Origin of the sequence: Arthrobacter sp. Hiyo1 (genome assembly GCF_001263615.2) — a bacterium.
GTDB lineage: Bacteria > Actinomycetota > Actinomycetes > Actinomycetales > Micrococcaceae > Arthrobacter.
Window position 1 is genome coordinate 881,268 of record NZ_DF952468.1, and the last position, 554, is coordinate 881,821.

Genomic DNA, 554 nt, shown 5'->3' on the forward strand with positions numbered 1-554 from the left:
CCGCGCCGGCGTCGAATAGTTCGTCCAGCATGGCCGCGTCCGAGGCGAGGGTGATGTAGCTGTGCGTGGTTTTATCGTCTGCCGGATAGGGGCAGGCTTCCACTAGTTCGGCAACCCTTTCGGAGCTCAGGACCACCACCCAGGCGTCGTAGCCAAATGCTGACCTCAAGCACTTTTCGAATTCGTCCTTGACTCCCGCTGCGTCGAGCTCGCTCCGGAGCACCACGTTGCCGCTGGCCAGCAAGGTCTTGACGTCGGTGAAGGGGTGCGCCTTCAGGGCTGCTTTGAGGTCGGCCATCTTGATGTTGATCCCGCCCACGTTGATCCCGCGCAGGAACACGGCAAAGCTGTTCATGCGCCTACCCTACCTGCGCCCGTCTGCAGGTAGGGGCGAGGACGGGGAGGCTGGCGGGAAACGGGAAGCGCTTAGTCGTTGTTCTTGCGCAGGGCTTCGGTCAGTACCCGGGCGGCGTTGCAGACGACTTCGGCATGCAGGCGTCCGGGCTGGCGGGTCAGGCGCTCGATGGGGCCGGAGATGGACACCGCAGCAATGA

1 protein-coding gene and 1 pseudogene are annotated in these 554 nt (G+C 63.7%); both read right to left on the reverse strand.

The features are described 5' to 3' along the window. Nucleotides 1-355: DUF1697 domain-containing protein (locus AHiyo1_RS03790; RefSeq protein ID WP_059387654.1), on the reverse strand; the 355-nt coding region annotated here is incomplete at its 3' end. 71 nt (nt 356-426) lie between these two features. Beyond that, nucleotides 427-554: pseudogene (locus tag AHiyo1_RS26150) on the reverse strand (IclR family transcriptional regulator); the annotation flags it as partial.